This is a genomic window from Arthrobacter sp. ok909 (genome assembly GCF_900104405.1).
GTDB classification, from domain to species: domain Bacteria; phylum Actinomycetota; class Actinomycetes; order Actinomycetales; family Micrococcaceae; genus Arthrobacter; species Arthrobacter humicola.
In genome coordinates this window covers 443181-469380 of record NZ_FNJS01000001.1, presented here as the reverse complement: position 1 = coordinate 469380, position 26200 = coordinate 443181, and the positions used below count along the sequence as shown (strand labels likewise).

The window sequence follows — 26200 nt, the reverse complement described above, 5'->3', positions numbered from 1 at the left end:
GTCGAGCCCGCGGTCGCTTCCGGGCTGCTGACCAACGCGTGCGACATCGGCGTCTTCGATGAGAAGGGCACCGACCTCGCCGGCAAGGGCTTCCGCGGCTGGTCCGGAGGCTTCCGCACGGAGTTCTTCATCACCGCCGCCGAAGCCACCCCGGGATACCTGCCGGGCCCGGTTGGCAAGGGCACCTGGAACATCGCGCTCGGCCCGTACCAGGTGGCAGCAGATTGCCGGCCGGGGCGCCGGTCAGGGCAGCAGCAGCTGGCTGACCACACCGCAACTCGCGGCCTACGTGCGAGTCGAGGTGCGCCACCCGATGACCGTCGGCACACCCAGCGACGGCACGGCCATGGGAACGACTCTCCGGCTGGGGCCGATGGCAGCCCTCACCAACCCAATCTTCCTCGGCACAAAATAGCGGCACCCGTCGTCGCCCGGCAGAGTCAGGGCATACACGAAAGCGGCGGCCGGTCCCGTGTGTTGGACCGGCCGCCGCCGAAAGAGATCAGGTGAGCCTCAGGCCTTGGCCTTCCGCTTCACCCAGCCCCAAACAGCCGTGGCCACGAGCAGCACCAAGCCGATGATGGCCAGCCACAGCAGGCCCTTCACGGCGAAGCCAAGAATCGAAAGAAGGAGCCAAATGATAAGTAGTGTGATTATTAGTCCCATGCCGTAAAGCCTAAGCCACGCCAGAGGTCGCGGATGGCATTTTGGGCAGGGCGTTGGCCGGGCCCACCGCGGACATCGGCTCCCGGCAGTGGCGGTAGGCGTCGTCACGGCGTACGGAGCCGCCACTGTCCCCATCCCATCCCGGGATGGCTGCGAGGAAGGCCGCAGTCGTAGCCACCACGTGCGAGTTGCCGCACTGGGTGCAGCTGATGGCGGCGGCAAGGGTTTCCTGCCGTGGATCCATTATGGTGACGGAGTCCGCGGTCAGGTGCCGGTCGGTGTCGCAGCTCGCGCACCAAGGCCGGCGGCCCCGGGGCTGATGGGCATCCCGGGGTACGTAAGTGTTGGATGTGATTGACATCCGGCTTAGACCAGGACCGGGTAGCTGGCCAGGATGTAGTCCGCCGCGGCCGGGCCTTTCATGCGGAGGCCGGTGCCCTTGGGGTGGACCTGCTTCTTCTTCATGGCCGCCCAGAATGCGTCTTCGGAGCGGGGCGCGGCCTGGCTCAGGAAGCACCAGCTCGTGTACAGCCCGTAGAGCGGGTCCCGGCCCAGGGCGCGATCGGATGCAGGGTCCCGCGTGGTGGCTTCCTGCAGGAATTGGTCATAGTGAGAAGTTGCCATGTGTGGCTCGTTTCCTCGCGGTGCATTCTGTGCCGCCGTGTGGCTACAGCAGCTGGACTTCGAGGCCGTGCACGCGGCATCGAAGCATGATCCCGGGCTGCTGCGTCGCCGCAGAGCCAGGGATAGAAGGTTATCGGGCCGGAAATCCAGGTGTCGCGGAGGCCAGCCAAGCAACCGTTCTACAATGTAGACTTTAGGCGTAGACTACATATTAAGCAACCTGTCTATTGTCGTGGCAGTGTGACCTGTCCCCCGATCCGAACGGAACACGATGTCGCCCGAAGCGAACCCGGCGCCCCCAGCGGCCCCCGGCAAGAAGAAGCGGCTCAGTCGGGAGATTGTTCTGTCTGCGGCACTGGCCCTGGTGGACGCTGAAGGAATCGACGCCCTCACCATGCGCAGGCTCGGCCAGGAACTGGGACGGGACCCCATGGGCTTGTACCGCTACGCCGAAAACCGCGCAGCACTGCTGGACGGAGTCTCAGAACTCGTCCTGAATGAACTGGCCATCTTCCCCGATGATCCCGACTGGCAGGCGCAACTCCGCCGCATCGCCCACGACCTGCGGCTCCTGGCGCTCCGGCACCCCAACGTTGTGCCCCTCCTCGTGACCCGGCCCCTATCGACGCCTCTGGGCCTCCGGCCACTAGGGACACTGCGGCCGCTGGAGCAGATCCTGTCCCTGCTGATCGACGCCGGATTCGCGCCCGCCGATGCGCTGCACGTCTACCGCGCCTACTACGGATTCCTCTACGGGCACATGCTCAACGAGCTGCAGGAATTCATCGTTGACCCTGACGAAAACGAAGCGCTTCTCCGTCTGGGCCTGCACCGCCTGCCGCCGAAGGACTTCCCTCACCTCCGCGCCCTCGCCCCGGTCCTCGCCGACTACGACGGGATGGCCGAACTGGATGAAGGAATCACCATCCTGCTCTCAGGCCTGGCCGCCCGCCTCTCGCTGCCGGAAGCTCCGGCCAAACGCTGACGGTCGAGAATCCCTAAGCGCCGGCGCCGGCATCAATCCTGACGTTTCCGGCGCCCGCAAGGGCCTGCAGCTCCCGAAGGATCTCCAGCTGTTGACTGTTGATGGCCATCAGCAGGTCGATCTCCTCCTTGGACTTCACGTTGGTGTCGCGGTCGTGCTGGGCCATCGCTGCGGCAATCGCGTCCTGCCGCTTGGCCGCGATCAGAAGAATCGCTCCCTGCAGCCCCGCCAGCATCGAAAGAAAGAGATTCAACAGAATATACGGATACGGATCCCAGGCGTTGTTCGCCAGTGCCCAGCTGTTGATTGCCGCCCACACGATCATGAAGCCGATGAAACCGCCGACGAAGGGCCAGCTGCCCATCCCGTTCCGCATGACATCCGCAGCCCGTTGGCCCCGCGTCAAGGATTCCTTATGGGTTTCGTGCCAGGTCTTTCGCTTATCGATCATGCCCAACCCTAACGCCGGGACTCCGATGTGGGCCCGGCGGGCCCGCGGCTTCAGCCCGCGGTGGCCGCGCCGAGGGTGACGTCAGTGCTGTGCTGCTCGCCGTCGCGGTCGAAAGTGGCCTTGACGGTGGCCCCTGCGGCCTGTTCCCGCGCTGCCGCCGTGAGCTCGGAGGCATCAGTCACAGTCCGGCCGCCCAGCTCGGTGATCACGTCGCCGGCTTTCAAGCCGGCCTTGTCCGCCGCGGAGCCCGAGGTCACGGCAGCCACCTCTGCCCCGGCCGTGAATCCCGACGAGGTTCCCGCGGCCTTGTCCTGGACCGAGAGGCCCAGTTGGCCGTGCGTGGCGGTGCCCGTGGCAATGATCTCCTGGGCGACGCGTTTCGCGTCGTTGACCGGGATGGAGAAGCCGACACCGATGTTCCCCGACTGGGCTGAAGAAGAGGACGCGGATCCGGCCGAGGCGATGGCCACGTTGACTCCGATGATCTCGCCGCTGGTGTTCACCAGGGCGCCGCCGGAGTTCCCCGGGTTGATGGCCGCGTCCGTTTGGATGACGTTAATGCTGATGGAATCCTGCGCGGCACCGGAGGACCCGTTCTGCGAGCCGGGCGCGGCCGAGGAAGCGGTCTCAATGGTGCGGTTTGCTGCCGAAACGACGCCGTCCGTCACCGTTCCGCTCAGTCCCAGAGGTGCTCCGATAGCAATCGCCGTGTCACCGACCTTGACCTTGCCGGAGTCAGCCAGGGACGCCGCCACCAGCCCCGGGGCGGTGATGTGGACGATGGCCAGGTCCGAGAGCGGATCCGTTCCGACAATGGTCCCGGGGTAGACCTTGCCGTCGTTCGTCCGAACCTCGATGGCCGCGTTCGCGGCCTGTCCGTCCAGGGTGACCACGTGGGTATTGGTCAGAATATGGCCGGACGTGTCCAGAATGATGCCCGACCCGGTACCGCCGGAAGTGCCGGAGCTGGCGCTGATGGTCACCACACTGGGCGAGGCCTTCTGGGCGGCCGCTGTCACGGCATTGACGCTCTCGGGATTGTTGACAATCACCGGCGTGTATTGGGTCGTTTGGGTGTCGCCGGCTGCCGGGGCTGCGGTGTTCCAGATCGACGTCGCCACTGCAGCCACACCCCCGCCGAAGGAACCCGCAGCCACCAGGCAGGCAACGAGCACACCGGCGCCAACCCGCTTCCCGGGTTTCCGGCCGGTTGCCGCGACCACTCCCGCCCGGGGCGTCTCCGGCCATGGCGGGTCGGCGCCGGCGCCGGTTCGGGCGTTGTTGCTGGGCCTGAGATGGTCGTGCTCGCTCATGGGTCATCCTGATCTCGTCGTTAATGCCTGTGTTGACCTCCCGCCTGACCTGCGGGCGAACGTGTACTCAGGTCAGCTGTGAACATCTGTTACCGGCCGGGGCCGCCAGGGGACGCCGGCGGGCATTCGTGGCGTTGGGGCGGACGCACCCCCGATGCTGCGTCCGCCCCCGAATTCCCGGTCAAGCCGTGTCCCCATCCTCAGACCCCGGACTGTCGACCATCTGTCGCGCCGCTGTGAACAGGCTGTGAGTCTTTTCGCCGGCGACGGCTGACAGGCCACTGCACAGCCAGGGCAAAGGTTCCCCTCAGCCCCCGACAATTCCGCGGCAGGAAAGTGGTTACAGGAACAACGCTCCAAGGAGGACCCTGATGATCGTCTACCGCCCCATCCCGCCGCTGACGGCCGGCGGCACCGGACTCAAGTCGGCGCTGGTCGCCATGGCCTTGACCGCCGTCCTCGGCGCCACCTGGCAGGTCCCCGGCGTCGGGGACACAGGAGAGCCCGCAGAAGGGCTGAGCAGACGATCATCCAGCTAAATTGACCATTGACCGGCGACAGTCTCCGATATATCGTTAACTATCGCCGAAGGATCGGCGATCATCAGAGGAACGTACCTCAAACGGAAGGACGATGCCGGTATGAAAGGCATTCACGACGACAAATTCACAGACGGCGGACCCGCCCAGGGACGCTTCGGGCGCGGCAGAAGCCGCCGCGGACCCCACGGACACGGCGGTTTCGGGCCGGGCCGCGGGTTTGGGCCGGGATTCGGGCCCGGTCCCGGTCCCGGGCCGGGCTTTGGCCCCGGGTTTGGTCCCGGCGGCTCACGTCGGGCCAACAAGGGCGATGTTCGTTCGGCGATTCTCTCCCTTCTGGCCGAATCACCGTCCAACGGCTACGGCCTGATCAAGACAATCGCGGAGAAGACGTCCGGGGCCTGGCGTCCAAGCCCGGGCTCCGTCTACCCGACGCTGCAGCAGCTCGTTGATGAAGAACTCATCGCGCCCGTCAGTGAAGGCCGGCGCACCGAGTTCACTCTCACCGATACGGGCAAGGCCTATGTCGCCGACCACGCCGAGGAACTGCACGATGCGTGGAACACCGATCCCCAGGGATCCGGGCCGGCATTTCACCAGAGCGTAGGAAAGCTCATGGGCGTCATTCACCAGTTCCGCTTCTCGGCCACCGAGGAACAGCGCAATGCCGCGATGGAAAAAATCGACGAAACCCGCCGCGCGCTGTACCAAATCCTCGCCGACTAGACCCCGGCATTCCGGAGCCTTCGTCGGGAGGAACCGGCGCGAAGAGATCATGCCGCGGGGAACGCATGGAGAGGCGGGTCGGCGATGCCGCCTGACAGCCTAAGTCCGGACAGCACGGGCCCTGACAGCACGGGCCCGCCGGTGCCCGGAATGACGCCCGGGGCTCCGCCTCCGCGGCGTGCGGTTGACCTATTGCGGGCGCTGCGGGTGCGGAACTTTGCGCTCTTTTGGACGGGGCAGCTCATCTCCGGCACGGGCACCTGGATGCAGATGGTGGCGATGGCCTGGCTTGTGCTGGACATCAGCGGGTCACCGGCCGTGCTGGGTATAGTGACCACGCTGCAGTTCCTGCCACTGCTGCTGTTCGTGCTGCCGGCGGGAGTCCTGGCCGACCGCTTCCCGAAGCGGACAATAATGCTGGCAGCCCAGGCCCTCGCCACGGTGCAGGCGCTTGTCCTCGGCTTTCTCGCCCTGACCGGGTCCCCGCAAATCTGGCAACTAGCCCTCCTGGCGTTCATCCTTGGAGTGTCCAACGCGTTCAACAATCCTGCACAGCAGGCGTTTGTCCCCGAGATGGTGGGCCTCACGCTGGTGCCGGATGCCGTGGCCATGAACAGTGTGCAGTTCAATTCCAGCCGGATGATCGGCTTCGCCCTTGGCGGGCTGGCGGTGGCCCAGCTTTCGGCCGCGGCGGTCTTTTTCATGAACGCGGCCAGCTTTGCCGCGGCACTGACCGCGTTGCTGGTCCTGCGCACCGGCGAGCTTCGCCTCTCCCGGAGCAAACCGGCCCGTCACGGCGCCCTGCGCGAGGGCCTGCAGTATGTCCTCCACACCCCCGCCGTCCTCTTTGTCCTTGGGGCTTTGGCCGTGGTGGGGACATTCGGCTACAACTGGCCGGTGGCAGCGCCGTTGCTGGCCCGCGATGTGCTGAACGTGGCGTCCGTCGGCTTCGGCGCGCTAATGTCGGCTTTCGGTGCCGGTTCCCTGGTAGCCGGCATCGGCCTGGTAGTTGTCGGCGGTAGCAACGATCGCCGGATGATCGTCTCGGGTGCTGTCCTTGCACTGATTTTGATCCTCCTGGGCATCTCACAGTCCTACCCGGTGAGTCTGGGGCTCATGGCCCTGGCCGGCCTCAGCGGCACGGTGTTCACGACCACTGTCAACACCCGTCTCCAAGGACTCACGCCGGACCGGCTCCGCGGCCGGGTCATGAGCCTGTTCGTGCTGCTGCTCGCCGGCACCACCCCGTTCGGTTCGGCCCTGCTAGGACTGGGCGCGGAAGCCTTCGGCATCTCGTCCGCCATCATCGGATTCGGCGCCGTCACCCTGGCAGGGTTGGCCGTACTGCTCGTCCTTCGCACTCGAAGGGACGGGTCTGCCGCGGCAAGAAATCGACCCTCCTGAGAGCCCGGGCGTTGGCGGTCAGGACTCCAGAACCAGCAACTGGGCCTTGTCCGCGTCCCAGCTCACCCACAGCCCCTCTTCCGGCAGGAGGCTGTCGCCCGCATCAGAGCTGAGCTCGCGAAGCTGAAGTTCGTGGCCGCCGGCCGTGAGGCGGTGGCGCACCGTGGCACCCAGATTCGTGGAGGACACAAGAGTGGCGGTACAGCCGTTTCCCTCCGCGGCCCGCGTGCTGAATTTGAGGTGCTCCGGACGGATCGAGACGGCGTAGTTCTCCCCGCTCGCGCCCCGGTCCCGGACTCTCGCCAGCCCCAATCCGCCGAGATCCACAACAGCCTCCTCCCCGTTGCGTTCAACGATGGTGCAGGGAATCAGGTTGGTGTCACCGAGGAAGCTGGCCACCCAGTCCGTGAGGGGATGGTTGTAGACGTCCGACGGCGGTCCGGCCTGGACAATCTTCCCGTCCCGCATCACCACGATCCGGTCCGACATCGCCATGGCCTCATCCTGGTCATGCGTCACGAACAGCACGGAAATGCCCAGGCTCTTCTGCAGGGTCTTGATCTCCTCCTGCATCTGTTCCCGCAGCCGCTTGTCCAAGGCCGCCATCGGCTCATCCAGCAACAGCGCGGCCGGGTTGAAGACCAGGGCCCGGGCCAGCGCCACCCGCTGCTGCTGCCCGCCGGAGAGCTGGCGCGGTTTGCGGTCGCCCATCTTGCCCAGGCCCACGCGGTCCAGTGCGTCCGCGGCACGCTGCCGGCGTTCGGCACGCGGGACCTTCCGCATCCGGAGGGCGAATTCCACATTTTCAAGCGCGCTCATGTGCGGGAACAGCGCGTAGTTCTGGAACACGACGCCAAGATTCCGCTCCCGCGGCGGCAAGGTGTCCACCGGCCTCCCGTCGATAAGGACAGAACCGGCGGTGTGTTCTTCAAAACCGGCCACCATCATCATGGTGGTGGTCTTGCCGGAGCCGCTGGGGCCCAGCAGGGTGACGAACTCGCCGGGCTGGACCATCAGGTCCAGTTGGTCCACGGCGAGGACGTCGCCGTAGCTCTTGCTGACTTGGCGGAGCTCGATGGCGCCGTGCGTGGCGTTCCCGGCACGCGAAATCGGTTCCGCGGAAACTACTGATGCAGTCATCGACTTTCCTTTACGTTTGTGCGGATACGGCCAGGGGCAGCATCCGGGCGGAGGAGCGGCGCTTGAGGACAAACATGACCTGGAGAAGAAGCCCGATGGTCGCGACGCTGACCAGCAGCGCCGACGATACGGCGATCTTCGGGGTCAGGTTGAACTGGATGTCCGTGAACATCTTGACCGGCAGCGTCGTGGCCCCCGGCGACTGCATGAACAGGGACATCACCGTCTCGTCAATGGAAACCGAGAAGGCAAAAAGCGCCCCGGAGATCAGGCCGGGCAGGATCACGGGCAGGTACACATGGCGCAGAACAGACAGAGCGCCGGCGCCGAGGCTCTGCGCCGACCGGACCAGCGCGGGATTGAGTCCCGCGAGGCTGGCCCGCGTCGTCAGGTACACGTACGGAGTTGCAATCACCGCGTGCGCCAGGCCGATGGGAATGATGCTGCCCACCATGCCGATCGAGATAAAGAACTGGTAGAACGCCAGCGCCAGCACCACGGTGGGCACGATCATGGGAGCCAGGATCAGGCCCACCACGGCGGGCTGGCCCGGGAACTTTCGCCCGTGCAGGCCGATCGCCGCGGTGGCGCCCAGCAGCACACCGATCACGACGGCGATGCCCGCCGATTGGAGGCTGGCCGTCAGGGCGGAAGTCCAGGCCCGGTCGGCGAAGAATCCGGCGACGGCGGCGAAGGAGATCCCCTCGGGCGGGAAGGTGATGTAGCGGCTATCGTTCAGCGCCACCGGCACCACAATCGCTGTCGGAATGACGAGGAAGAGGAAAGCCGGGACGGAAAGTAGCGCCAGCAGGCGGTGCTGCGGATTAGTTGTCTTCATGTTGGCCTCCTGCCTTGAGGACGCGCTGATAGACCGCCACGAGGATGCTGACCATGACCGTCAGGATGACAGCCAGCGCGGCGGCCCCGGAGAAGTCCGTGAGCTGTCGGGCGTAGTAGTCGATCTGGTTGGCGATCATCATGTCGCCGGGTCCGCCCATCACCACGGGCGTGATGAAGAAGCCCGTGCTGATGATGAAGACCAGCAGCCCGGCGGCGGAAATGCCGGGCATGCTCAGCGGCAGCGTGATGCGCCGGAAGACGGATCGTTCCCGCGCACCCAGTGAGCGGGCCGCCAGTCCCAGCCGGTCATCGATGGACGTCAGCGAGGAAAAGATCGGGAACACCGCGTACGGCAGGAGACAGTGCACCATGCCGACGATCACGGCGAACCGGTTGTGCAGCAACGGGATCGGCGCATCCGTCAGCCCGATACCCTGCAGGAAAGCATTCACAATGCCGTTGTCCTGCAGCAGGACCGCCCAGGCGAAGTTCTTCACCAGGATGCCGGTCCAGAACGGCAGGAGTACGACAGCGAACAGGATCACCCGGGTGACGTTCCCGGCACGCCACAGCACCATGGCGATGACGTAGCCGAGGACTACGGTCACGATGGTGCTCGCCAGGCTGATGGTCAGGGTATTGACGAGTGCCCGCACCACGAGCGGGTCCTGGAGGACCCGCTCGTAGGCATTGTCGGCGAAGCTGGCACCGACCAGTTTGCCCAGCGGCGTCAGGAACAGCACGACGTCGAAGGCAAGGATCGGGGCCAACAGCAGCCACCAGCTGCTGCGCCGCCGTCTGGGTGCTGTTTCAGCGGAAGGAGGCGCACCGCGGCCCCGCGGCCGCGTCCGCTCCAGGGTTGCGTGGCTCATGTCAGCTGGCCTGCCAGAGCTTGAACTGCTGCTCGGTCTGCTTCAGGTTCTGCGACCACCATTTGTCGTCGCGGACCAGGATCTTGTCTGCGAGCAGGGGGCTCGTGGGAAGCGTGTCGGCGATTTCCTTGGGCAGCTTCGACAGCGCCGGGATGTTGGCCAGGGTCAGGTTCGTGACCTTGTCGAACGCTGCGCCGGCCTCGGCGTCGTTGGACATGAAGTTCATCAGTTTGAAGGCCGCTTCCTTGTTCTTCGCCCCCTTCGGCACCACGAAGTAGTCGCCGGCCAGTACGGCGTTTTCGGCGGAGAAGTTCAACTTGGCGCCGTCGTTGCGGGCTGCGTTGATCCGGTTGTTGAAGCTGGTGGAGAGGGAGACTTCGCCGGAGGTGAGCTGCTGGATCGGTTCCTGGTTGGCGGAGTGGTACAGCAGCCGGTCCTTGCCGGGGTGCTGCCCCAGGACCCTGAGGGCGCGGTCGACGTCGAGGGGGTAGATCTTGTCGAAGGGGACACCGTCGGCCAGCAGCGCGGCTTCCAGGACGGAGCTGTCGGAGAGCTGGTTGTAGATCGAGCGCTTGGTGTTGTACTTGTTCTGGTCGAAGAACTGGGCCCAGTCCTTCGGCGCCTGCGCATCAGAGATAACCTTCTGATCCCAGGCCATGACGAAGAGGAAGCTCAGGTACTTAATGCCGTACTCGGCCTTGGCGTATGCGGGCAGGCCCTTGTCGCTGATGATGTTGTAGTCGAACTTCTCCAGCAGCCCCTCGGCCACCGCCACCTCGTACTCCGGCGCCGTGATTTCCACGAGGTCCCACTGCACGTCCCCGGACTGCACCTGCGCCTTGAGCGCCGCCAGGCTGGTATTGGCCAACAGTGTGGTCTGGATCCCCGACTGCTTGGAGAACGGATCCAGGATGGTCTGGGTCAGCTGGTCGTTGTAGGAACCGCCGTAGGACGTCACCGTGACCGTCTTGTTGGCTGCCGAGCTTTCGGCCGGCTTCGCTGCACCGCATCCGGAGAGCGCGAGGCCGGCGAGGGGGGTCAGCGCTGCCGCCTTGAGGAGCTGCCTGCGGTCAAACGAAGTGGAACGGAACTGTGTCAAGGAAACTGCCTCTCATTGGTGCCCGCGCCACGGCACGCCAAAAGAGGTCGTGCTGGGGCGGTGGGGCGGGGGCTGATGGCGTGGAGCGGGTGGCGCATAGAAGCGTCAGGGGAATCGACGGCGGCGGTTCTCGCGCACCGTCCATCCACGCAACGTTGGTGACTCAAATCCGCGGTCCGGCGGCTTTTCGGTTTCGCAACTGTAACTGTGAAGTTGCTCACCAGTCAACAGTTGTATTGGTTTAATCAACACGGTCTTTGGGGACCGTACGCGAGGCGGTTCCGTTGGCGTTATTGAGCACCCATGCTCAGTTCCGCGAGTCCCCTTCGGGCGGCCTGGTCATTGCGGTGTGCGGATTGGCTGGAGCCGGTTCGATCGGGCGTTTTCCGGTTGCACTCCAACTGGTGAGGAAGTCGAGCTGTTCCTGGGCATGGCTTCCGGGTTCGGCCGTGTAGGCGATGAGGGTCAGGCCCTCGCCGGGGAGCTCGAGTGCGTCGCCGGTGAGTTCGATGTCTCCAACGAGCGGGTTGCGAAGGGTCTTGCGGGCCGAGCGGTGGAAGCGGACGTTGTGCCGTGCCCATCGTGTCGAGAATTCCGTGCTTCCAGTGGCGAGGTCCCCAATGAGGTTGCTCAAGACTCTGTCGTGTGGGCTGCGTCCGGATTCAGTGCGGAGCGCGGCGGCAAGATCATCTGCAAGGGTGGCCCATTCAACGAAGAAGCCCTGCGACCGTGGGTCGAGGAACATGAACCGTGCGAGGTTCAGCGGCAGCGTCGCAGGGCTAAGGATGTCCGTGTACAGGGTGAAGCACAGGCTGTTCGCGGCCACGATATCCATCCTGGCGTTGCGAATGTAGGCCGGGGTCCCCGTCATACCGGCCAGGATTCGTTCCACGCTCGGGCGCACTTCTGCCCGCAGCCGCCGCGCGGCCGGGACCTCTGATGGCGCGGAGGCCCTGGCCAGGTCCAGCAGGTGGGTGCGCTCAGCCTCGTCGAGCTGGAGCGTGCGTGCGAGGGATTCGAGGACGGAGTCGGACACGCCTCGAAGGTTTCCCCGTTCGAGGCGGGCGTAGTACTCCGTGCTGACGCCGGCGAGCATCGCGACTTCCTCGCGTTTGAGCCCGCGCACCCTTCTGGCCCCGCCGTAGGCGGGTATCCCGGCCTGGGCCGGCGTGATCCGTGACCGCCGCCCCGTGAAACGTGTCCTCCGGGCGTGGTCGCGTTCTGGAAAGGAGCCAGCCGGGCATGGCGCCCGCCGTGGAGTGGGAGCAGTATGAGGGAATGAACCCGCCTAGCCCCGGGACCCTGGTCATATGCAACTGCCTCCATAATCTCCGTTAGGGCCGCGAGTCGAAAGGAACGGGAAATGCGCCAGACAGGTGCCGCCGTCGCCTTCTATGCGCTCAGTATTGTGCTCCTACCGGTCTCGCTGCTCGGCTATGCGATCTGGGTGGTCAAGCTCCGGTCCGCGAAACCGTCCGGTGTGTCGACCAGCGCGCAAGCCCCGCTCTCGGCCAGGTGGGCGATGCACAATTTCGGCGTGCGCGAAGACCAGGCCGCGAACCGGCTGTTGGCCGTCCTGCCCGGCGTGCCCTGGCTGGGCATGCAGCTGGCATTCGGGCCGACGGTCTTCGCGCACCGCGTCACCGGCTACGTCCCGAAGACCTTCCGGTACCCCTTCGAGGGGAGGATCCCTCCCCAGGCCGAGGCATCGGCCAGGGTCACGTTCTTCGACAGGGCCGTGGACCGATTCCTTCCCGACATCGACCAGCTGGTCATCCTCGGCGCCGGCTTCGACACGCGTCCGTACCGCCTCCCGCAGGACACGCCCGTCAGCTCCTTCGAGGTCGATGCCCCGAAGACACAGGCGGTCAAGCGAGCCATGCTGGACAAGGCAGGGATCGACGCACGCAAGATCACGTTCGTGCCTGCTGACTTCGAGAAGGATGACTGGCTCGCCAGGCTTGCCGACGCCGGGTTCGACCCCGGGCGCCCGACGCTGTTCCTCTGGGAAGGCGTGACAATGTACCTCGAGAAAGCAGCGATCGAGGACACGCTGAGCAAGGTCGCGAGCTGCGCCCAGGGCAGCCTGCTCGCCTTCGACTACTTCACGACCGAGACCCTCGAATCGACCATGCTGTACTGGCGGTACGGGAGGGCGGCGGCCAAAGCAGTGGGCGAGCCGTTGAAGTTCGGGGTGGACAGCACACCGCCGTCGCGGGAGCGCCTGTCCGAACTTCTCCGATCCTGCGGGTTGGCGATCCTCGAACAGCACGTGCTCGGTCGTGAGACCACGAAGAAGCGCGCGTGGGGTGGCTTCGCGATTGCCGTGGTGCAGTGAAGCCGCTGTCGAACGCGGCCGACAGCGGAGACGAGCCCGGGCTGAGGCGTCAGGCGCGGAGGGATGCCAGGGCGTAGGAGAGGGGCATGGCTAACGCGGGACCGTGGCCCGGAAGAATGACCGACGCTTCTACGCCGTCCAGGACATGGGTCGCGGACAGTACGGTGCCCGGCTCGGTATGGAACATCGGATGGAGCATCTGCGGGCCCCGTTGCCGAGTCAGAGGGTGCCCGGTGATCAAGGAATCGCCGGTGGCAATCACCCCGGCGCCGCGGAAATAGATGGAGGCGTTGCCCGGCGTGTGGCCGGCAACCAGAATCGCCTCAGGGCTGCCCGGGAGTTCCCGGAGCTGCTCTGCCGTCCAGGCCCGGGCCTCGGTGGCTGGATCGGCGTTCAGCGCACCGGCCCGGATCGCGTGACTCATCCAGCGCAGGACACGCGGACGCCAGGCGCGGAGGACAACCTGTCCCAGGCCGACCTGGTGCTTTTCGTGTCCCTGGACGTGTGCCAGCTCTTCGGGACTGCACAGGATCGGGGTCCCGAACGTACGGGAAAACAGGGCCGCCGACCCGGTGTGGTCGACGTGACCATGCGTAATGAGGATGGCGCGGGCATTGGCCGGCTTCAGCCCGGCGTACTCGATGGATTTCAGGACGAAGTCCGTGTCGCCGGGGTAGCCGCTGTCAACGAGGATGAAACCGGACTCGTCCCGGACAATGATCCAGTTGGATGCCGGGCCTTCGACAAAGAAGAAGCCGGGAGCCGGTTCGGAGACCTGCGATGAGGACCGCCATGCGGTGTGGCCGGAATGCGCAAAACGGTCGGGCAAAGGACTGTACTCCTGAAGATGGTGATCAGATGACGCTTTGTACAGCCTGCCGGGCATCCGCCAGATGGGCTTGGTAGACACATGATGCCAATCGGTTCAGGCAAATTCAAATCCACACGTCGCGATCCATGACCCGTGGCGGCACGGTTTTGACAAAAAATATGACATAAGCCCGAAATGGTGGAGGATGACCCTTGGTCATGCCAATTAGTTGCGTCATAATCCGCGGCGGCAACGACCCTACATGAGCGACGGGCGCAAGAGTCATGAACACGTTAGGCGACACGCGAGGCCGATGGGTCCTGGTGGACTATCTCAACCAGGAGCAGCCCGGTCTCCTGAGCGTCGGTGCGGTGAACTACTCCGGGTCCAGTGTCCGCAAAAACCTCGATCCGCTGGGCCGCGAACTGCTGATGGACCGGATCAAAGCCGTCGCTGAGACCGGACAGCAAATCCACGACCCCGTCCATCATCGGGGCATCAATTACCGTGTTCTCGCAGTGCCGATTAACTCTCCGATGACGAACACGGTTCTTGCAGTTCTGGCCGTCTACACTGCGGCGGGAGACAACCCGCCACCGCGCCCGCCGATCGGCGCCTTGGAGTGGACGATCTCCCCCACCGGGCACATTGAAACGTCCTGGAACGATGACCTCTTCGCCATCTACGAAATCGATCGTTCCGGGGAGAGCCCCACCGGGGACATGAACCAATGGGTCAGCGAACTGATCTCCCCCGAGGACAGAACCCGGATGAAGGTGACCATCGACGCGGCCATCACTTCGATGAACGCGCAACGCTATCTGGTGCCGTACAAGATCATCACCCGGTTCTCGTCCGATTTGCCGGGGATCAAGAACCTCGAGGTGTCCGGTCGGGTCATCCCTGACGAACAACGGCAGGGCAAGTGGCTGCGCGCCATCACACGTGAGGTTCAGGAAGCCACCCCGTACCCGATCACGCCCGGCTTCGGGGACTTCCAATCCAGCAGCCTGCTACGCGCGGTCTTCGAACTCGCCGAGGAGCGGGTGCTGATGGCCGTTGACACCACCTGCTGGCAGACCTTCATGACGTCCGGCTCTTGGCAGCGGTTCGGAATCCAGCCACCGAGATTCGGCTACCTCCCTCACGTCATCCACCCGGACGATTACCGCGCCTTTAGGGACACCGTTGAAAAGGCTCAGCCCTCCACCCGCGCGACAGTGCGCCTGCTGCACACAGACAGCACCTACCGGCCCTACACCGTTTGCGCCAGCAGCGGCGATGGTGGACACGGCGACACTGGCCGCTACGCCGTTGTGGCTTTGTCCCCCCTTACAGGGCTGTAGGGCCCTAAAGGGTTCGGGTGTAACCTGCTCAAAACCTCTGGCCGAGTGAAGGAGCTGGCGTGGACACGCGAAAGCTGAAGTATTTCTTGGCCGTCGTTGACCACGACGGATTCAATCGGGCCGCGGAGCATCTGCTCATCGCCCAGCCGTCTCTTTCCCAGACCATCGCTGCCCTGGAGAAGGAGTTGGGTGTGCCGCTTTTCCACCGGATCGGCCGCCGGGCAGTTCTGAGTGAGGCGGGCAAGGAACTCGTCGGACCGGCTCGGCTGGTGATACGGGACCTTGATGCGGCGCAGTCCGCGGTGCAGGCGCTGCGGGGCGTGCGGAGCGGGCGGCTGGACATTATCACCATGCCGTCGCCCGGCATCGAGCCGCTGACGTCCATGATCGCCGGGTTCACCCGCGCGTATCCGTCGGTCCGGCTCAACGTCAGTGCCGCGTTTACGCCGGAAGAAGTCATCGAGTCCGTCCGCAGCGGCAGCACGGAGATCGGCCTTGCCGGCTCGCCCACGCCCATCCGGGTCCCGGGCGTCCAGGTCCTGGAACTGGAACGCCAGCCGCTGATTCTCATCGTCAATCCGGAGGCTGACACTTTCGCCCCGGGGACGGCCATCCAGCGTGATGACCTTGGCGGACACCGGCTGATCGCCAGCCAGCGCGGCTCCCTCATGCGCTGGCTGGTCGACGATGCGCTGGCGCGCGGGGTCGACGCCGAAATCGTCGTCGAGGTTGCCCACCGGACCTCGATCCTGCCGCTGGTCCTGGCGGGCGTGGGCCACGCCGTGATGCCCTCATCGTGGGCCCCGCTGGCGCACAAGTCAGGTTTGCGGACCCTCCTGATTGAACCCGTGTCCCATCTTGACGTGGCCATTCTGAGCCGCAAGGAAGGCCTGACGCCCGCCGCCAGAGCATTCCTGGACGTCGCCGCCCTCCACACCAAGTAACCCACCCGTCGATTGCTCCGATAACGCCCTTTTGCGCGTCCAAAAGAGCGACCTCTCGGCAGTCGATGGAACAGACCAATAGGCTGCGCCTATCTACCGGATCGGATCTTGGTCTTGGACGGCGGGTGTCGCCGAACCGTCTACTTGAAGAGGACAAGCAGTGTGACGCTGCTAACACACTCAACAAGGAGGTAGGCCCATGAGCGCCACCCAGAAATTCAGCATCGCTTCCATCCCTGCCGATGGCGTCGGCAAGGAAGTTGTCTCTGCCGGCCGCCGCGTCCTGGACGCCCTGGCCCAGAATTCCGGCGGCAAGTTCGCCTTCGAATGGACCGAGTTCCCGTGGGGCTGCGGCTACTACGAAAAGACCGGCCAGATGATGGACCCGAAGGGCCTGGAGGCCCTGAAGAACTTTGACGCCATCTACTTCGGCGCCGTCGGCTGGGAAAACGTCCCGGACCACGTCAGCCTCTGGGGCCTGCGCCTGAACATCACACAGAACTTCGACCAGTGGGCCAACATCCGCCCGGTGAAGTTCCTCCCCGGCATCCAGTCCCCGCTGCGCAAGGCCGACCACACCGAACTCGACTGGATCGTTGTCCGCGAAAACAGCGAAGGCGAATACGCCGGGCTGGGCGGGCGGAACCTCAGCGGGCGCGGGCCCGGCAACGAGGTCGCCCTCCAGACCGCCCTGTTCACCGAAAAGGGCTGCGAGCGGATCATGCGCTTCGCCTTCGACCTCGCCCGCACACGCACCGTGAAAAAGGTCTCCTCCGTCACCAAGTCCAACGCCCAGCAGTACGGCATGGTCCTCTGGGACGAAACCTTCCAGCGCGTGGCCCTGGACTACCCGGACGTGGCCACCGAAAGCGTCCTGGTCGACGCCATGAGCGCCAAGTTCATCCTGCACCCCGAAGACCTCTCCGTCGTCGTCGCCTCGAACCTGAACGCGGACATCCTCTCGGACCTCGGCTCGGCCCTGGCCGGAAGCCTCGGCCTGGCAGCCAGCGCCAACCTGAACCCGGAACGCCGCTTCCCGTCCATGTTCGAACCGGTCCACGGCTCCGCCCCGGACATTGCCGGCAAGGGCATCAGCAACCCGATCGGCGCCATCGCCAGCGCCGCCCTGATGCTGGACCACTTCGGCCTGCACGAGGAAGCACGCCTGGTCGAGGCCGCCATCGAGCAGGCCACCGTAGCCGGTTACCTGACGCGCGACGTCGGCGGCGACGCGAACACCGATGACGTCACCGATGCCATCATCAAGGCCCTCAGCCACACCCTAGCCGCCGTCTAACCATCACGGACGCGGGGCGGGCGGTGCCGCGCACTGCCGCCGCCCGCCCCGACCCACTTTTTTCATTCTTCAAGCACCACGCCATTCACATTCCACAATGAGGTAGGAATCATGGGACGCATCACCACCGCGGGCACGGCAACGCCGGCCCCCAAGACACGCTGGTACAGGCAGCTGTACTTTTGGGTACTGACCGGCATCGTCCTCGGCATCCTGGTCGGCTGGCTCGCCCCGGTCGCGGGCATCGCCCTGGAACCGATCGGCACCACCTTCGTCAACGCTATGCGAATGCTGATCGGCCCGATCGTGTTCCTGACGATCGTCGGCGGCATCGCCAGCGTCGCAGACCTGAAAAAGGTCGGCATGACCGGCCTGAAGGCTCTGACATACTTCCAGATCGGCACCATCTTCGCCCTGCTCTTCGGCCTGGTCGCCATCAACGTCTTCCGCCTCGGCGACGGCGTCAACGCCAACGCCAACACCATCAAGACCACGGACTCCGCGGCCAAGCTGATCGAAACCGGCGCCCACCAGGAATGGTGGCAGTTCCTGACCCACATCATCCCGACCAGCGTCGTTGCGCCCTTCGTGGAGGGCGACATCCTCCAGATCATCTTCATCGCCGTGATCTTCGGCATCGCCCTGAACGCCATGGGCAAAGTCGGTGCCCCCGTCCTGGACGGGGTCCAGCGCCTCACCGGGGTCATGTTCAAGATCCTGGGCTTCATCATGAAGGCCGCTCCCTTGGGTGCGTTCGGCGCGATGGCCTTCGCCGTCGGCAAGTACGGCGTCTCCTCCCTCTCGAGCATGGGCGGGCTGATCGCCCTCTTCTACGCCACCTCGATCCTCTTCGTCGTCGTGGTCCTCGGTTCCGTCATGGCCTTCCTGAAGCTGAACATCTTCAAGATGATCCGCCACCTCAAAGAGGAATACCTCCTCATCCTGGGCACTTCCACGGCCGAGCCGGCCCTGCCGGGCCTGATGCGCAAGCTCGAACACGCCGGAGTCAAGAAGGAAACAGTCGGACTCGTGGTCCCCACCGGGTACAGCTTCAACCTGGACGGCGCCGCCATCTATCTCTCCCTGGCCGCGGTCTACATCGCCCAGGCCACCAACACGAACCTGACCATCGGCCAGCAGCTGGGCCTGATCGCGGTCATGCTCCTCACCTCCAAGGGAGCGGCCGGCGTCGCCGGCGGCGGGTTCATCGCCCTGACCGCCACCCTGGCCACCCTCGGCACCATCCCGGCCGCCGGCATCATGCTCATCTTCGGCATCGACAAGTTCATGTCCGAATGCCGGGCCCTGGTGAACTTCACCGGCAATGCCGTCGCCACCTTGTTCATCGCCTGGTGGGACCGCACGCTGGACGCGGACCGGGTGCGCCGGGTCTTCAACGGCGAAACCGTTGAGCCAATGCCCAGCGAGGACCCAACACCCCTCGACGAGGTCATCGACGCCGACGATGACCTGATCGAATACGACCGCCGCCCCGCCTACTCGGAAACCATCTGACATGCTCAACACCACCGCTGCGAAGACCGTGCGGACCCTCATCGCTCCCGACAAATTCAAAGGCAGCCTCACCGCCGGCGAGGTGGCGGATGCCCTCGCCGCCGGGCTCCTTTCCGCGACGGGTTCCACCGGCAAGTCCGTGGTTCACTGCGAACTGCTTCCCCTTGCGGACGGGGGTGACGGCAGTGTGGACGCCGCCGTCGCCTCCGGCTTCACCCGGCGCAGCTACACCGTTGCCGGGCCCACCGGCCGGCATGTGCACGCCGGCATAGCGTTCGACGGCGTCACCGCCGTCGTCGAGGTCGCCAATACCTGTGGCCTCGGACTTCTTCCGGACGGAATGTTGGAACCGCTGAACGCCTCCAGCCGCGGCTTCGGCGAGGCGGTCCTGTTCGCCCTGAGCCTCAGCCCGGCCAGGATCGTTCTGGCCCTGGGCGGCAGTGCCAGCACGGACGGCGGCATGGGAATGCTCACCGCCCTCGGCTACAGCTTCCTCGACGCCGACGGCCGCCTACTCCACGGCAGCGGCAAGGCACTGACTCAGATCCACACCATCCGCCGGACCAGGCTCCCGGAACTGAACGACACCGAACTCATCGTCGCCAGCGACGTCCACAACCCGCTGCTCGGCACCAACGGAGCACCGGCCGTCTTCGGACCCCAAAAGGGCGCGTCACCACAGGACATCGCGATCCTCGAGCAGGGTCTGGGGCACTTCGTGGCCAAGCTGGCCGAAGCCGGGTTCGCGGATGCGACCGTCCTAGCCGGGCACGAAGGCGCCGGCAGCGCCGGAGGGCTCGGCTACGCGTGCCTGCTGCTCGGTGCCAAGCAGGTCTCAGGCGCCGACTACTTCCTGGACCTGCTGGACTTCAACACCCGCAAGGATAGCTGCGACGTCGTCATCACCGGCGAAGGCAGCATCGACGAACAAACCCTCGCCGGCAAACTGCCTGCCGCCGTCGCCCGGAGATCGGGCTCCAGACCGATCATCGCCGTCGCCGGCCGCTCCCTGCTCCCGAAGTCGCGGTGGCCCGAAATAGCCCTGACACGGGTCTACGCGCTGGCCGATTACACCGATCAGGACTCTGCCAAGGACCCCAAACTGTCCGCCACCCTGCTCCGCAGGATTGGACGAGACATCGGAGCAAGCCTCCTGTAGGCGGTGTTCATCTGCACAAGACAGAAACGCCCGCCCAGGGCCATCCCGGGCGGGCGTTTCTGGACTCTCGGCGACATCTGGCAGGCAAGCACGGTCCGGTGGAACCGCAGCATGGTGGCCACCCCGGTGATGCGCATCTCGGCGAGGGCGCGGCGCCCAGACCCCGTCATTTACCACCGAATTCGACCACTTGATCTCGCTCCAGCTCGGCGCACCAACGCCGTATCGAATCTGCGCCGTGAGCCAAGCGGAAAGGTCTTGAAGTCTGAGTCAGTACCGGCTACACCACTAAGTGAATGTCCCCATAAAGCTGACGGCTGTCCGGCCAGTGACTGACAGCCGTAGGAATGATCGCATCAATGGCCGATCAAAACCTCGGATCCTCGGGGTCCAGGAACACCTGCCTACTCCCTTACGAATGAATGTCCACGTCATAGGAGAACACCATGAGTGACAAGCCAGCTACCCGTCCCGCTTCCGCTGAGGACAGCGTTCCCCTGCCAGGTTCGGAGCGCCGGGGGGTACCTGAAGTCCAGGCCGAACACGGACCAGTTGATCCGTCCCGCAGGATCGAGGTGACCGTGATCCTGCGCCGGAAGGCGCCGATTCCGGAGACGGTCAGGGAACCGATGTCTGTCGAAAATCTGGCAGCAACCCACGGGGCCGGCCAGGATGACATGCAGCTCGCAACGGACACTTTCACGCGGCTCGGGGCTGAAGTCCTGGAGGCTGATCCGGCCTCGCGCCGTCTGCGTCTGGCAGGGACTATTGAAACGCTTAGCGATATCTTCGGCACCCATCTGAATGAAGTGACAAGCGCCGGACCCCACGGCACCGGGGTCACCCACCGCCACCGCACCGGAGGACTAAGAATCCCAGCGGTACTCGACGGCATCGTCACCGCTGTCCTCGGCCTTGACGACCGGCCGCAGGCGCGGGCCCAGTTCCGCGCGATCCCCCTCGCAACCGCGGGCAGAAGCTACACCCCGCCGGAGCTGGGAAAGATCTACAAGTTCCCGGCCGGCACCGATGGCGCCGGGCAGAACGTTGCAATCATCGAACTCGGCGGGGGTTACTCCACATCGGACCTGAACGCCTACTTCAACGGCCTCGGGATCACGCCGCCCAACGTCACGGCTGTCGGGGTGGACGGCGCGGTCAACCAGCCAGGGATGGATCCGAACGGGGCGGACGGCGAAGTGATGCTCGACGTCGAAGTTGTCGGCGCCCTCGCACCGAAAGCGGGCGTCTTGGTCTATTTCGCCCCGAACAACGACGCCGGATTCCTCGATGCGATCATCAACGCCTCCCACGCCAGCCCGACGCCCGCGGCGATCAGCATCAGCTGGGGCCAGAGCGAGGACGCCTGGACGGCGCAGGCGCGCACGGCATTCGACCAGGCCTTCGCCGACGCATCAGCCCTCGGCGTCACCGTCACCGCCGCGGCCGGGGACAACGGCAGCGCTGACGGAGCCAGCGACGGAAAGGACCATGCCGATTTCCCCGCTTCAAGCCCCTATGCCCTCGCCTGCGGCGGAACCCGGCTCGAGGCCGATCCGGTTACCGGAGAAATTACCCGTGAGACGGTCTGGAATGACGGGCCGAACTCGGCAACCGGCGGCGGCTTCAGCGACGCTTTCCCCGTTCCTGTCTGGCAGAACGGTCACGTCGTCCACGGCAAGCATCATAAGTCGGGTAACCCCGCCAAGAAATTTCTGGGCCGTGGCGTGCCGGATGTGAGTGGGGTCGCGGATCCGCAGACCGGATACAAAGTAAGGGTCAACGGCACAAACATGGTCATCGGAGGCACCAGCGCCGTGGCACCGCTCTGGGCAGCCCTCGTCGCGCGTTTGGCCCAGGCGAGCAACCGCCGGTTTGGCCTTATGCAGGCCATCATTTACGGCCAAATGGCATCCTCCAACACGGGCTTCCACGACATTGTTGTCGGCAACAACGGCTCCTACGAGGCTGCGCCAGGCTGGGATCCCTGCACCGGCTTCGGCAGCCCCGACGGAACGGCCCTGCTCGCCGCTATCCAGTCCGGGGCAGAGGCAGGGGCAGGAGCAGGGGCAGGGGCAGGCACCTGATCATCTGGTCCCGCACGCCCTGCTCCGCCAAGTCGGGAAGGACATCGGGACAAACCCCTGTAGGCGGACTTCATCTGCAGGAGACAGTAACGCCCGCCCGGGACTAACCCGGGCGGGCGTTTTTGGACGCTTGGCGACAGCCGGAGACCCGGAGGGCCAATAAATCAGCCGGCTACGGTGCGAGCGTGTGGGCGAGCCCGGCAAGAACCGGTTCACGGCCCAGCTCAATGTGTGAATACGCCAGCGAATAGGCCAGATCGGGGCGGCCCTTGAGGATGGCATTGCAGAGCTCGACATGCTCGTCCCGCTGGAGCTCATTGCTGCGGTTGTGGGCCAGGCCGAAGATCCAGCGCATGCGGCCAAAAAGCGGCTTCACCGATTCGACAAGCAGACGGTTGCCGGAAAGCCGCACTATCTCGGCGTGGAATTCCGCGCTGAGACTCGCAACCTTCGCCTCCGGACCGTCGTCGATGGCCAACCGCGTTTCGTCCACGAGTTCCCGCAGCCTTGCGCCGCTTTGACCCTCGGCAACCCGGACTGCCGCGGTGCGCGCGGCGAACGTCTCGAGGCAAAGCCGGACATCGAAGAGTTCGTTGACGTCCGTTAGCGTTAGCCGCCGCACCGCCGCACCCCTGCGGGGGAAAGTTTCAACGAAGCCGTCCTGCTCAAGACGCTGGATGGCCTCCCGCACGGGAATCCTGGACACGTTGTGCAGTTCTGACAGTTCCCGTTCGCGCAGCCGCATGCCCTGCTCGTATTTGCCGGTCACGATCCCTTCAAGGACCAGCTGATACACGTGTTCGGCCCGGACTTCGTCGTCCCGCCCGTTCAGCGCATCACCTTTCGCTTCAACCACACTCACCCCGCCGTTCATTACTCACCCCGTGGCCCTGGCGGACGGTGCCGCTCAGCGTTCCAACTGAGCATACACGCGCTCAACTGCCGGTTCCGAGCACATACAAAGGCTCCCGCGCAGCTAACCCGCAAGTGCGTTGCCACCCCTATCGGCAGGCCGGCCAAGTCACGGCACCGCCAAGCCAGATCATTCTCTGGTATTCCAGATGATGCCAAGTTGTGATTTACATCGCACAAACGGTGCCCTAATCTTTGTTTGGTATACAAAATGATGGAGCTTGCTCCTTGGACCCTGAATCGAGCGTTCCCGATGACCCAGCTTCAGTCCGGTGCCACACCAACTGCTGCGAGTCCGTTGCCCGGCGCCAGCGACAGCGACGATGGCAGCAGCGGCGTCAGCCGCCCCATGTCCCCCGGCGGCCAAACCGCCGCCAGCGCGGATCCCGCCCAGGCACGGTCGCTGCTGGCCACTGCCTGGCTCAGGATCCGCAGGAGCAAGATCGCCCTGCTGAGCCTCTGTGTCGTGGTCGCCATCGTGCTCTTCGCGGTCCTCGCGCCTGTCCTCAGTGCCTGGTCCGGAACTGATCCCTTCACCTCCAACACCAGCCCGGAGGTGCTTGATGACTTCGAAACCCCGGGCCTGCCTCTCCCCGGCTACATGTATCCCTCTGAGCAGCATTGGCTGGGGGTAGAACCCGGGCTGGGGCGGGATCTGTTCGCCCGGCTTGCCTTTGGCGGTCAGGTCTCCCTCACCATCGCCCTCCTTTCAACCGCCGTCTCCGTTGTCCTTGGCACCGTGCTCGGGGCGGCGGCCGGCTACTTCGGTGGAAAAACGGACGCGATCATCAGCCGCGTCATGGATCTCTTCCTCGCCTTCCCGCACCTCCTGTTGGTGCTGTCGCTGACGCCCATCCTTCAGTCCCGGCTGCGCGGCACGCCCCTGGGCCAGGGCAGCTTCCTGCCCATGGCCTCGCTGGTCATCATCCTGGGATTCTTCGGCTGGGCGTATCTTGCCCGGATCGTCCGGGGCCAGGTCCTCAGCATCCGGGAGCGTGAATTTGTTGAGGCGGCCCGCTCGTTCGGCGCCTCCCACCTCAGCGTGCTGTTTCGGCAGATCATCCCCAACGTGATGGGCGTCGTGCTCGTATACGCGACCATGCTCATCCCCACCAACATCTCCGCGGAAGCCGCGCTGTCCTTCCTCGGCGTCGGCGTCAAAGACCCGACTCCGTCGTGGGGACAGATGCTCAACGCCGCCCAGTCCGGCAACTGGTATCTCAGCGATCCATGGTTCCTGGCCGTCCCCGGCGCCATGCTCATCGTCACCGTCCTGGCGTTCAATCTGCTCGGCGACGCCGTTCGCGACGCCTTAGACCCCAAGGCCTCCCGCCACTAGCACCCATCACCATCACCCACCCGTATGAGGAGAACCATGAAATATCCATCCAGAGTGCTGGCCCTTGCCGTTCTGATCTCCGTGGCAGCCACCGGTTGTTCCGCGGCCCAGGGCCAGCCGGCCGCCAGCAAAGCCAGTGGTTCAACGACGGATTCGGCCGCGGCAGTGGTCAGGCCCGGCTTCACCACCAAGGGAGGCAACATCAACGTCCTGATGTCCTCCGACTTCCAGACACTTGACCCTGGAAACAGCAACTACGTCCAGACGGCCAATGTCGGACAGCTGTACTACCGGACGCTCACCATGGCCAAAGAGACGGCAGGCCAGCCGCCCACCATCGTCCCGGACCTCGCCACGGACACCGGGAAAGTTTCAGCCGACGGCCTCACCTGGACGTTCACGCTCCGGGACGGCGTCAAGTTCGAGGACGGCCGCCCCATCACTTCGGCGGACGTCAAATACGGCATCGAACGCACCTTCGCCCAGGACGTCTACACCCAGGCGCCCCAGGAGCTGAATTCCGCGCTCGACGCCGGCGGCTACAAAGGCCCCTACAAGGATCCTGCCGCCGTGCTCCAGGCAGTCGAGACCCCGGACCAGCGCACTGTCGTCTTCCACCTGAAGAAGCCGTTCGCTGAATTTCCTGCGCTGGCCTCACGGTCCAACACCGCTCCTGTGCCCCATGACAAGGACACCAAGCTGGACTACACTAACCATCCGGTCTCATCCGGCCCCTACATGGTGGAATCGTACAACCGCGGCAAGTCGCTCAAACTCGTCCGCAACCCGCACTGGGATCCCGCGACGGACCCCAACCGCACGGCACTCCCGGACACCTTCAGCTTCTCCCTGTCCACGTCGCAGGCCACCATCAGCCAGCAGCTGCTGGCCAACGCCGACACCAACGCCATCACCCTGGATTCGAACGGTGCCTTGCAGACCTCGGATTCGGCCAAGCTGGCCGATGCCCAGGTCAAGGACCGGGTCGCCTCAGGGCTGCTGGGCTGCAACGACGTGCTGAGCCTTAACACGCAGAAGATCACGGACCCGGATGTCCGCAAGGCAATTGCGCTTGCCCTGGACCGCCAGTCGATCCTGGTCCAGTACGGGGGGCGCCGTTTCGGCGAACTCACCCAGACGCCGCTCAACGACAAGATGCGCGGGTACGTTGCCCAGGAGTTGGAGATCGACCCCAGCGGGAAGCCCAAGCTGGACGAGGCCAAGAAGCTCCTCGAAGGCAAGACCTACCCCAAGACCCTCACCTTTGGCTACGCCAACAACCGGGACGCTTACAAGAACACAGGCACGGTGGTCCAGGAGAACCTCAAGGCTCTGGGCATCGACGTACAGCTGGTGCCGATTCCGGCCCCGAACTATTACTCCGTCATGGCCAGTGAGCAACTGCCGGACATTGGACGGTCAGGCTGGTGCGGCGGCGCCGATCCGTCTTCGATCCGGACCTCGGCGGACCCCATCCTCGGCCCAAACAACGATGGCACCAGTTACGGATTCTCCAACACGTCCCGCTACTTCGACCCGGAGGTGTCCAAGGCCATGTTTGAGCTGCGGGACACCGCGGGGACCTCGGAGGAGCTGGGCAAGAAGTGGTCCGAGGAATTCGGAAAGGCACTGAAGACCTACCCGATCATTCCGCTCGTCCGCAGTCACACGAACAGCGTCGTCGGTTCCAACATCCGCAACGCCCAAGTGGGCTACTTCTTCGGCGGCATCGACCTGTCGATTGTCGGCGTCGAGCACTAACCGGTCCTCACAGAAGGAGACGCGGGCCGCCC

Annotated in this window: 26 protein-coding genes; 14 read left to right on the top strand and 12 right to left on the bottom strand. The window is 65.0% G+C overall.

Annotation, left to right across the window (positions count from 1 at the left end; all coding sequences use genetic code 11):
• The first annotated feature begins 172 nt into the window (after positions 1 to 172).
• Positions 173 to 415, top strand: a complete 243-nt coding sequence (locus tag BLR03_RS24675) for a hypothetical protein (RefSeq protein WP_217639729.1) — start codon at positions 173 to 175, stop codon at positions 413 to 415.
• Positions 416 to 513: 98 nt separating this feature from the next.
• Here BLR03_RS24675 and BLR03_RS23845 read toward each other — a convergent pair whose 3' ends face one another.
• From BLR03_RS23845 to BLR03_RS02085, 3 genes are read right to left on the bottom strand one after another with little or no spacing between them, the layout of a single operon-like run.
• On the bottom strand, positions 514 to 666 hold the full coding sequence (locus BLR03_RS23845) for an LPXTG cell wall anchor domain-containing protein (RefSeq protein ID WP_116766408.1): 153 nt from the start codon (positions 664 to 666) through the stop codon (positions 514 to 516).
• 10 nt (positions 667 to 676) lie between these two features.
• Positions 677 to 1027 (bottom strand): hypothetical protein, encoded by a 351-nt coding sequence (locus BLR03_RS02090; protein ID WP_139184454.1) that lies wholly within the window; start codon positions 1025 to 1027, stop codon positions 677 to 679.
• Between the two features lie 5 nt (positions 1028 to 1032).
• Complete coding sequence (locus tag BLR03_RS02085; protein ID WP_091248726.1) at positions 1033 to 1290, bottom strand: hypothetical protein; 258 nt, start codon at positions 1288 to 1290, stop codon at positions 1033 to 1035.
• Positions 1291 to 1561: 271 nt separating this feature from the next.
• Between BLR03_RS02085 and BLR03_RS02080 the strand changes: the two genes are divergently transcribed.
• On the top strand, positions 1562 to 2275 hold the full coding sequence (locus BLR03_RS02080) for a TetR/AcrR family transcriptional regulator C-terminal domain-containing protein (protein ID WP_091248724.1): 714 nt from the start codon (positions 1562 to 1564) through the stop codon (positions 2273 to 2275).
• Positions 2276 to 2288: 13 nt separating this feature from the next.
• Here the strand turns inward: BLR03_RS02080 and BLR03_RS02075 are convergent, their stop codons facing one another.
• Together BLR03_RS02075 and BLR03_RS02070 are read right to left on the bottom strand one after the other, a co-directional pair.
• A complete protein-coding gene (locus BLR03_RS02075; protein ID WP_091248723.1) occupies positions 2289 to 2726 on the bottom strand; it encodes a DUF1003 domain-containing protein in 438 nt (145 codons plus the stop codon).
• A 50-nt stretch (positions 2727 to 2776) separates the two neighbouring features.
• Entirely contained in the window at positions 2777 to 4039 is a 1263-nt protein-coding gene (locus tag BLR03_RS02070) for a S1C family serine protease (protein ID WP_091248721.1), read from the bottom strand.
• A 371-nt stretch (positions 4040 to 4410) separates the two neighbouring features.
• Between BLR03_RS02070 and BLR03_RS24290 the strand changes: the two genes are divergently transcribed.
• From BLR03_RS24290 to BLR03_RS02060, 3 genes are all read left to right on the top strand, one after another.
• Positions 4411 to 4578, top strand: a complete 168-nt coding sequence (locus BLR03_RS24290; protein WP_175460373.1) for a hypothetical protein — start codon at positions 4411 to 4413, stop codon at positions 4576 to 4578.
• 102 nt (positions 4579 to 4680) lie between these two features.
• The gene (locus tag BLR03_RS02065) at positions 4681 to 5304 is read left to right on the top strand and encodes a PadR family transcriptional regulator (RefSeq protein WP_091248719.1); all 624 of its coding nucleotides are present in this window, start codon (positions 4681 to 4683) and stop codon (positions 5302 to 5304) included.
• Positions 5305 to 5511: 207 nt separating this feature from the next.
• Positions 5512 to 6708, top strand: a complete 1197-nt coding sequence (locus BLR03_RS02060) for an MFS transporter (protein WP_175460372.1) — start codon at positions 5512 to 5514, stop codon at positions 6706 to 6708.
• 18 nt (positions 6709 to 6726) lie between these two features.
• Here BLR03_RS02060 and BLR03_RS02055 read toward each other — a convergent pair whose 3' ends face one another.
• From BLR03_RS02055 to BLR03_RS02035, 5 genes are all read right to left on the bottom strand, one after another.
• Complete coding sequence (locus BLR03_RS02055) at positions 6727 to 7848, bottom strand: ABC transporter ATP-binding protein (RefSeq protein ID WP_091248716.1); 1122 nt, start codon at positions 7846 to 7848, stop codon at positions 6727 to 6729.
• 10 nt (positions 7849 to 7858) lie between these two features.
• Positions 7859 to 8686: an ABC transporter permease gene (locus BLR03_RS02050; protein WP_091248713.1), complete on the bottom strand. Its 828-nt coding sequence runs from the start codon at positions 8684 to 8686 to the stop codon at positions 7859 to 7861.
• Positions 8673 to 9560, bottom strand: coding sequence for an ABC transporter permease (locus BLR03_RS02045; protein ID WP_091248710.1), 888 nt, complete (start codon positions 9558 to 9560; stop codon positions 8673 to 8675). The genes BLR03_RS02050 and BLR03_RS02045 overlap by 14 nt, the downstream gene beginning before the upstream one ends.
• Before the next feature lies 1 nt (position 9561).
• A complete protein-coding gene (locus BLR03_RS02040; RefSeq protein ID WP_091248708.1) occupies positions 9562 to 10659 on the bottom strand; it encodes an extracellular solute-binding protein in 1098 nt (365 codons plus the stop codon).
• 307 nt (positions 10660 to 10966) lie between these two features.
• Positions 10967 to 11785 (bottom strand): helix-turn-helix transcriptional regulator, encoded by an 819-nt coding sequence (locus tag BLR03_RS02035; protein ID WP_254788110.1) that lies wholly within the window; start codon positions 11783 to 11785, stop codon positions 10967 to 10969.
• Between the two features lie 237 nt (positions 11786 to 12022).
• On the opposite strand from BLR03_RS02035, the gene BLR03_RS02030 reads away from it, so the two are divergent.
• Complete coding sequence (locus BLR03_RS02030; RefSeq protein ID WP_091248703.1) at positions 12023 to 12997, top strand: class I SAM-dependent methyltransferase; 975 nt, start codon at positions 12023 to 12025, stop codon at positions 12995 to 12997.
• Between the two features lie 49 nt (positions 12998 to 13046).
• Here BLR03_RS02030 and BLR03_RS02025 read toward each other — a convergent pair whose 3' ends face one another.
• Positions 13047 to 13826 carry an MBL fold metallo-hydrolase gene (locus BLR03_RS02025; protein ID WP_254788109.1) on the bottom strand — a complete coding sequence of 260 codons (780 nt, stop codon included), beginning with the start codon at positions 13824 to 13826 and terminating at the stop codon, positions 13047 to 13049.
• Between the two features lie 266 nt (positions 13827 to 14092).
• On the opposite strand from BLR03_RS02025, the gene BLR03_RS02020 reads away from it, so the two are divergent.
• The 6 genes from BLR03_RS02020 to BLR03_RS01995 all read left to right on the top strand — a co-directional run bounded on the left by BLR03_RS02020 (position 14093) and on the right by BLR03_RS01995 (position 22156).
• On the top strand, positions 14093 to 15154 hold the full coding sequence (locus tag BLR03_RS02020) for a hypothetical protein (protein WP_091248700.1): 1062 nt from the start codon (positions 14093 to 14095) through the stop codon (positions 15152 to 15154).
• A 59-nt stretch (positions 15155 to 15213) separates the two neighbouring features.
• Positions 15214 to 16098, top strand: a complete 885-nt coding sequence (locus BLR03_RS02015) for a LysR family transcriptional regulator (protein WP_091248697.1) — start codon at positions 15214 to 15216, stop codon at positions 16096 to 16098.
• Positions 16099 to 16297: 199 nt separating this feature from the next.
• Positions 16298 to 17395 (top strand): tartrate dehydrogenase, encoded by a 1098-nt coding sequence (locus BLR03_RS02010; RefSeq protein ID WP_091248694.1) that lies wholly within the window; start codon positions 16298 to 16300, stop codon positions 17393 to 17395.
• Between the two features lie 111 nt (positions 17396 to 17506).
• Positions 17507 to 18910: a C4-dicarboxylate transporter DctA gene (gene dctA, locus BLR03_RS02005; RefSeq protein ID WP_254788108.1), complete on the top strand. Its 1404-nt coding sequence runs from the start codon at positions 17507 to 17509 to the stop codon at positions 18908 to 18910.
• Position 18911: 1 nt separating this feature from the next.
• Positions 18912 to 20069, top strand: a complete 1158-nt coding sequence (locus BLR03_RS02000; RefSeq protein WP_091248691.1) for a glycerate kinase — start codon at positions 18912 to 18914, stop codon at positions 20067 to 20069.
• Between the two features lie 446 nt (positions 20070 to 20515).
• The gene (locus tag BLR03_RS01995) at positions 20516 to 22156 is read left to right on the top strand and encodes a S53 family peptidase (RefSeq protein WP_091248690.1); all 1641 of its coding nucleotides are present in this window, start codon (positions 20516 to 20518) and stop codon (positions 22154 to 22156) included.
• A gap of 172 nt (positions 22157 to 22328) precedes the next feature.
• Here BLR03_RS01995 and BLR03_RS01990 read toward each other — a convergent pair whose 3' ends face one another.
• Entirely contained in the window at positions 22329 to 23018 is a 690-nt protein-coding gene (locus BLR03_RS01990; protein WP_254788107.1) for a GntR family transcriptional regulator, read from the bottom strand.
• 303 nt (positions 23019 to 23321) lie between these two features.
• On the opposite strand from BLR03_RS01990, the gene BLR03_RS01985 reads away from it, so the two are divergent.
• A complete protein-coding gene (locus BLR03_RS01985) occupies positions 23322 to 24407 on the top strand; it encodes an ABC transporter permease (protein WP_254788106.1) in 1086 nt (361 codons plus the stop codon).
• A gap of 36 nt (positions 24408 to 24443) precedes the next feature.
• Positions 24444 to 26168: an ABC transporter substrate-binding protein gene (locus tag BLR03_RS01980; RefSeq protein ID WP_091248687.1), complete on the top strand. Its 1725-nt coding sequence runs from the start codon at positions 24444 to 24446 to the stop codon at positions 26166 to 26168.
• Positions 26169 to 26200: the final 32 nt, after the last annotated feature.

Bases quoted from the DNA above. Each gene is read 5' to 3' on its own strand.
- BLR03_RS01995 (WP_091248690.1), top strand. From the start codon at position 20,516: ATGAGTGACAAGCCAGCTACCCGTCCCGCTTCCGCTGAGGACAGCGTT.
- BLR03_RS02080 (WP_091248724.1), top strand. From the start codon at position 1,562: ATGTCGCCCGAAGCGAACCCGGCGCCCCCAGCGGCCCCCGGCAAGAAG.
- BLR03_RS02070 (WP_091248721.1), bottom strand. From the start codon at position 4,039: ATGAGCGAGCACGACCATCTCAGGCCCAGCAACAACGCCCGAACCGGC.
- BLR03_RS02045 (WP_091248710.1), bottom strand. From the start codon at position 9,560: ATGAGCCACGCAACCCTGGAGCGGACGCGGCCGCGGGGCCGCGGTGCG.
- BLR03_RS23845 (WP_116766408.1), bottom strand. From the start codon at position 666: ATGGGACTAATAATCACACTACTTATCATTTGGCTCCTTCTTTCGATT.
- dctA (WP_254788108.1), top strand. From the start codon at position 17,507: ATGGGACGCATCACCACCGCGGGCACGGCAACGCCGGCCCCCAAGACA.
- BLR03_RS02050 (WP_091248713.1), bottom strand. From the start codon at position 8,686: ATGAAGACAACTAATCCGCAGCACCGCCTGCTGGCGCTACTTTCCGTC.
- BLR03_RS24290 (WP_175460373.1), top strand. From the start codon at position 4,411: ATGATCGTCTACCGCCCCATCCCGCCGCTGACGGCCGGCGGCACCGGA.
- BLR03_RS02090 (WP_139184454.1), bottom strand. From the start codon at position 1,027: ATGTCAATCACATCCAACACTTACGTACCCCGGGATGCCCATCAGCCC.
- BLR03_RS02030 (WP_091248703.1), top strand. From the start codon at position 12,023: ATGCGCCAGACAGGTGCCGCCGTCGCCTTCTATGCGCTCAGTATTGTG.
- BLR03_RS01985 (WP_254788106.1), top strand. From the start codon at position 23,322: ATGACCCAGCTTCAGTCCGGTGCCACACCAACTGCTGCGAGTCCGTTG.
- BLR03_RS02010 (WP_091248694.1), top strand. From the start codon at position 16,298: ATGAGCGCCACCCAGAAATTCAGCATCGCTTCCATCCCTGCCGATGGC.
- BLR03_RS02000 (WP_091248691.1), top strand. From the start codon at position 18,912: ATGCTCAACACCACCGCTGCGAAGACCGTGCGGACCCTCATCGCTCCC.
- BLR03_RS02020 (WP_091248700.1), top strand. From the start codon at position 14,093: ATGAACACGTTAGGCGACACGCGAGGCCGATGGGTCCTGGTGGACTAT.
- BLR03_RS02055 (WP_091248716.1), bottom strand. From the start codon at position 7,848: ATGACTGCATCAGTAGTTTCCGCGGAACCGATTTCGCGTGCCGGGAAC.
- BLR03_RS02075 (WP_091248723.1), bottom strand. From the start codon at position 2,726: ATGATCGATAAGCGAAAGACCTGGCACGAAACCCATAAGGAATCCTTG.
- BLR03_RS02085 (WP_091248726.1), bottom strand. From the start codon at position 1,290: ATGGCAACTTCTCACTATGACCAATTCCTGCAGGAAGCCACCACGCGG.
- BLR03_RS02065 (WP_091248719.1), top strand. From the start codon at position 4,681: ATGAAAGGCATTCACGACGACAAATTCACAGACGGCGGACCCGCCCAG.
- BLR03_RS01980 (WP_091248687.1), top strand. From the start codon at position 24,444: ATGAAATATCCATCCAGAGTGCTGGCCCTTGCCGTTCTGATCTCCGTG.